Source organism: Prevotella falsenii DSM 22864 = JCM 15124 (assembly GCF_000613945.1).
GTDB lineage: Bacteria > Bacteroidota > Bacteroidia > Bacteroidales > Bacteroidaceae > Prevotella > Prevotella falsenii.
The window spans coordinates 1-5495 of the sequence record NZ_BAJY01000056.1 but is presented as its reverse complement, the minus strand read 5'-3'; the positions used below and the strand labels follow the sequence as shown (position 1 = coordinate 5495).

Below are 5495 nucleotides of genomic sequence, written 5' to 3'. Positions count from 1 at the left end.
TTTAAGAGGGCACTATTTCGTTGCCATTGTGTGCCGATGTGCTCGACCGACCGCGTCAGATTGTAGACAGAAACAAAGGAAAAGCAGCCATTACACATTATAGAATAATAGGAAAAGTGCCTCTGGCAGACAGCCGTTATAGCGAGGCTGTAAAGGTGGAACTATCTCCCATAACAGGGCGCACGCACCAATTGCGGGTTCACTGCGCACACCCTGAAGGCTTGGCGTGCCCCATTCTTGGCGACACCTTGTATGGAAAGCGTGCAGACAGACTGTACCTGCATGCCGAATATCTTGAATTTACACACCCAACTACGGGCAAACGCATTTGTTTCGAGAAGAAAATGTAAAGTGATAGTTTGTATTCAATAGAAAAATATTAATAGAAACGACTTTTCTTTTTATTGTTGAAAAGTAAGCATTGAAGATTTTCAACTGTGGATAACTTTATGGATAACTCGGTTAATAACTTTAAAACAACCTCCGAATTATACACAACGAACAGGAAGAAGCAAAGTTATAGAGGATAAACACAGAGTTATTGGCATGCTTTTATAGAAGTTTTACACAGCTTTTGTAAGATAAAAGATATAAACTTATTATCTTTGCAGGATATAGTGGAAATGTGGATAACTGCAAATATTAGTTGAATATCAATAAGAAAGCGAAGCATAGGGGTGTGGATAACTTTTATTCACGGGTTGATAACCAAATATGCAAGGAATTGATAAAAAACTTATAAACACTATCCACAGCCCATCATACTACTATTTTCTTTTTTCTTTTGAAAAGAATAAATAAGAATATAATGTAACAAACAAGAAAAATGAGGAATAAAATGAAAATATTAAGGTTTTATATAGCTTCTCTTTTACTGTTGCTTTCCGTATCAGCTTCGGCGCAATGCTCGTTTCACAACACGGCTTTTAACAGTGGTGAGTACTTGAATTACAACCTTTACTTCAACTGGAAGTTTGTTTGGGTAAAGGTGGGAACGGCTTCGTGGTACACCATTTCATCTATTTACGAAGGCACACCTGCCTATCGTGCTTCGCTGACAACACGTGGAAACGGAAAGTTAGACAACTATTTCGTTATGCGCGACACACTGCTTTGTTATAATACAAAGGACTTGGCACCGCTTTATTATCGCAAAGGTGCAAAGGAAGGCAAGCGATATACGGTAGACGAAGTGTTCTATTCTTATCCGAACGGGAAGGTGCAGACAAAGCAACACCGAATAGACAACGATGGAGAACAACATTGGAAGACCGGTTTGCAAAAGGAATGTGTTTACGATATGATGAGTATTTTTCTTCGGGCACGCAGTTTCAATCCTGCAAGTTGGAAGAAAGGATATGTGGTAGACTTCCCATTGATAAGCGGAAAGAGTCTGTTGCCGGCACGAATAATATATAATGGAAAGAAAAACATAAAGGCGGACAACGACAAAAAATATCGTTGCTTAGAGCTTACTTACCATGAAAAGGAAGACGGAAAGTGGCGCAATATTGCCAGTTTCTTTGTTACCGACGACGAAAACCATATTCCTATTCGTTTGGATATGAATTTAAAGTTTGGTTCTGCCAAAGCTTTTCTAATATCAATGAAGGGAATACGCTACAAAATAACGTCGCAAGTGAAGTAAAAATACTCTTTCGTCGAAAAGTATAAGCGAAGTGGTCGAAATCTATTTTCTACCTTTTTATATTGTTATTATATTTGCAGCAGAATAAAAAACAACAAACAATGAAAATAAAGAAAACATTACTGACATTGGCATTAATGTGGATAGCCACAGCTATAAATGCCCAAACAACAACAATTACAGGCGAATTGCTTGATTCGCTTACCCATGAAAGCGAACCGTTTGCTACCATTCGTGTGTTTAAAGGTGGAAAAATGGATAAGCCTGTTGCTATGTCTGTTACCGACGATGATGGTAAAATATTGCAGAAAGTAGACGGAACGGGTAACTTTACTGTTACAATCAGTTCCATGGGGCGTAAGATGATAACACGAAAAGTATACCTTAGTGCTGCAAATCCTACTTTAAGCCTTGGCACTATCTTGGTGCAAGACGATGCAAAGATGATGAAAGGCGTGGAAGTAGTAGCGCAAAAGCCGCTCGTAAAGATGGAAACCGACAAGATGAGCTACGATGTGCAGAGCGATGTAGATGCCAAATCGAACACTGTACTTGATATGTTGCGCAAGGTTCCAATGGTAACGGTAGACGGACAAGACAATATTACCGTGAACGGGCAAGGTTCTTTCAAGGTCTATGTAGACGGAAAGCCAAACGTAATGTTCTCTGCCAACCCCTCGCAAATATTCAAATCGATGCCGGCTTCGTCGGTAAAATCAATAGAAGTTATTACCAATCCCGGTGCAAAGTACGATGCCGAGGGTGTTGGTGGTGTGCTGAACATCGTTATGAACAAAACTACCGGCAATCAACAGAAAATGAATGGCTACAACGGAAATGCAAGTGCGATGGTAAGCAGCTTTGGTTGGAACGGCTCTATGTTTGTCAGCGGACAGCAAGGAAAGCTTACTTACAGTGTCAATGCCATGCACAACCAGATGGAAACAGGTAAGGCAGAAATAACAAACGAACGTACTTCTACGGACGGAACAAAGATGTATTCGTTCCAAAAAAGCAAAACAAAGGTGCCTTTCAATATGGCTAACATCAGCTTAGGATACGAATTGGACTCTATGAGCAACATCGGTGCTTCTATCGGAATAATGGATTACAGCGTAAAGAGTACGGGACACCCTACTACAACCTTCTCGGGTGGAAAGTTTGGCAGCGGTTTCTCGTATGGCAACGATATGATGTCGCACATTAAAAATACTTCTTTTAATGGGAATATAGATTATCAACGTTTTCTGAACAGTGAGCGAACAAGCAACATTACCTTGAGTTACTTGTTTACAACATCTCCTGCAACAACCGAAAATCGTAACATTTACGACCCATTGCCGGCAGGAATACCCCTCAAACTGAACAGTCTCTACTCTGATGCACATACGCGTGGCACAGAACACACGTTCCAAGCCGACTATACAACACCGTTATCGAAAAACCAAATACTTAATGCCGGTGCTAAATTCATTGGCAGAAGAAACTCTTCCGACTCTAAATTCTATAACATAATAGACGGTAAAGAAATCTTCGACACCGACAATAGCGTGAATTACAAGAACAAACAAAGCATCTTAGCTTCGTACGTAGAGTATAAACTCACGTTGGGAAAGTTTAGTGCAAAGGCAGGTACACGCTACGAACACACATGGGAGAATGTAGAATATATACTTGGAAAGGGCGATAACTTTAAGAAGAACTACGGCACTTTGGTTCCTTCGGCAAGTTTCACTTATAATATTGGTGCTGCGGTCAATATCGGTGTAAACTACGGCATGCGCATATCACGTCCCGGAATTTCGTTCCTTAATCCTTACATCGACCGTTCTACGCCGACCGTACTCACCTACGGTAATCCAAACCTCGATGTTGAAGAGAGCCACAACGTTAGTCTTGTGTTCAATGCCTTTACTCCGAAGTTCATGATAAACCTTACTTTGGGCGAAGCATTTGCCGATAACCAGATAGAGCAGTATTCGTTTATGGACGCCAACGGCATATTGAACACTACCTACGGAAACATTGTGCGCAGCCGTTGGACCAACTTCAGCACCTTCATAAACTATTCCATAACACCGAATACACGTATCTACATTAACGGTGGCTTCGATTACGGAGATATGCGTTCCGATAAACTCAACCAAAAGAAGCACGCTTGGCAGGCAATGGCATTCATCGGGTTTCAGCAAACCTTACCTTGGAACGTGAAGATGAGTATCAATACGGGCGGTATGACGAAGCGACACACCTTACAAGGGCATGGAAGCGGTTTCAGTATGATAGCTTTTGTATTGGCAAAAGAGTTCTTTAAGGAAAAGCTGAACGTAAGTTTGAATTACTTTACACCGTTCTCGGGAAAAATAAAGCAAACCCAATACAGCGAAGGTGCCGACTTTACGCAACGCATGAATATGATTTTGCCTATCCAACAAGTAGGTTTAACCCTTACATGGAATTTCGGCAACACCAAGAAACAGTTCCAAACAAATAAAAGCAATATATCTAACGACTTCCAAGAAAAGAAAAACGACAATCAAGTAGGTGGAATTGGCACCGGAATAGGTATGTAATTTCCGGTTGAATTTAACCTTTTAAGTCAGTATAACAACTGATACAAACAAATATGACGTCATATTCGGGCAAATGAGGGTGTGTCATTCCGCATCTTCCCTGCTCGATTTCCCTTATGCGGCAATCAACTCTTTTTTTCTTCCATGACGGGTTCCATTGGATCGAAAAAGGCGTATCAGGACACAAATCAGGGCTGCAAATGCGTCTGACAGCCCCGACATTCCTCCTTTCAAGAGCATTGCGCACATTTTCTTGATATTGAAGGCCATGGCAAAGAAGGCAAGGTCCATTACGACCTTGTCTTTTCCAAAGTGCCGAAAGCGTCGGTATGCCATATCGAACTTCATCTGTCCGAAGACGGCTTCAGGCTCGATGCACCGCCGTCCCCTGTGCCTGATGCCTTCTTGGGAGGTGAGCCTTTCCCGTGCCTTTTCCTTGTATTCGTTCAGCCTGTGGTTGACCTCTATATAACTTGCGTCACATAATCAAGCACACGTTCCACTTCTGCCAAAGACCCGCCGCAGTTGGTGCAATAGTCCGGGGTGTCGTCGATTGTCTCGTCCGGCATGGAAGAGCAAGACAGCCTGTGCCCGTCGTGCCCTTCCTGTCCACCGGGTTTCTTGCCGCTTGGTTTACGCAGAGTCCTCGTCCTTCTGACGATCCGATCCTTCATGCTCTCCTTGCTTGGTGGCATACTGCTGTTGCCCGAGTTCTTCCCCAGGTTCTCATATCCGGACAGACGGTCTCTCAAAATCGCATTTTTGTCTTCCTTCTTGCGGATTTGGCGGTTCAGGATAGGTGAGAACATAGACAGATTGTAACCGCTGAATAGTTACATCGCAAGCAAGAAGTGTTATAAAAACTAAAATAACCAACAAAACGAGCGATTATTACACTTTTGTGTAGAGTATATATGCTTTATTACATCTACTTTTGCCCAAAATAATTATTGATTATGAAAGAAAGATACAGCAGAAACAGGCTCTATGTGAGCGAAAGAGAGCAAAGTATGGTAAGGGATTATAAGATATTCCTTGGAGGGGCAGGCATTGGCAGTATCGTAGCTGAATGCGCTTTGAGATTTGGCTTCGAGCATATTACCATTGTTGATGGCGACAAGGTGGAGCAAAGCAACCTTAACAGGCAGAACTATACGGAGAATGACATTGGCAGATACAAAGCAGAGTGTTTGGCTGAGCGTTTGCAAAGTATCAATCCCGAAGCGCATATAGACTTTCATACGGAATTCTTGGCTCCTGATAACATCGAAGAG

General features: G+C 42.1%; 4 protein-coding genes and 2 pseudogenes. 4 read left to right on the top strand and 2 right to left on the bottom strand.

The genetic code is table 11. The features are described from left to right. Positions 1–5 precede the first annotated feature (5 nt). From JCM15124_RS12185 to JCM15124_RS12175, 3 genes and pseudogenes are all read left to right on the top strand, one after another. Positions 6–350 (top strand): annotated as a pseudogene (locus JCM15124_RS12185) (pseudouridine synthase); the annotation flags it as partial. A 488-nt stretch (positions 351–838) separates the two neighbouring features. Continuing rightward, a complete protein-coding gene (locus JCM15124_RS12180; RefSeq protein WP_024999627.1) occupies positions 839–1648 on the top strand; it encodes a DUF3108 domain-containing protein in 810 nt (269 codons plus the stop codon). A gap of 101 nt (positions 1649–1749) precedes the next feature. Continuing rightward, on the top strand, positions 1750–4221 hold the full coding sequence (locus JCM15124_RS12175) for a TonB-dependent receptor (protein WP_024999626.1): 2472 nt from the start codon (positions 1750–1752) through the stop codon (positions 4219–4221). Between the two features lie 114 nt (positions 4222–4335). Here the strand turns inward: JCM15124_RS12175 and JCM15124_RS12170 are convergent. Together JCM15124_RS12170 and JCM15124_RS12165 are read right to left on the bottom strand one after the other, a co-directional pair. After that, positions 4336–4689 (bottom strand): annotated as a pseudogene (locus tag JCM15124_RS12170) (transposase); the annotation flags it as partial. Next, positions 4686–5030 (bottom strand): DUF6444 domain-containing protein, encoded by a 345-nt coding sequence (locus JCM15124_RS12165; RefSeq protein ID WP_024999624.1) that lies wholly within the window; start codon positions 5028–5030, stop codon positions 4686–4688. The pseudogene JCM15124_RS12170 and the gene JCM15124_RS12165, both read right to left, overlap by 4 nt. Positions 5031–5177: 147 nt before the next feature. Here JCM15124_RS12165 and JCM15124_RS12160 point away from each other — a divergent pair. Continuing rightward, a partial coding sequence (locus JCM15124_RS12160; RefSeq protein ID WP_024999623.1) for a ThiF family adenylyltransferase occupies positions 5178–5495 on the top strand: 318 nt, incomplete at its 3' end.

Excerpts from the sequence above, each read along its gene's own strand:
- JCM15124_RS12180 (WP_024999627.1), top strand. The coding sequence starts at position 839 with ATGAAAATATTAAGGTTTTATATAGCTTCTCTTTTACTGTTGCTTTCC.
- JCM15124_RS12175 (WP_024999626.1), top strand. The coding sequence starts at position 1,750 with ATGAAAATAAAGAAAACATTACTGACATTGGCATTAATGTGGATAGCC.
- JCM15124_RS12165 (WP_024999624.1), bottom strand. The coding sequence starts at position 5,030 with ATGTTCTCACCTATCCTGAACCGCCAAATCCGCAAGAAGGAAGACAAA.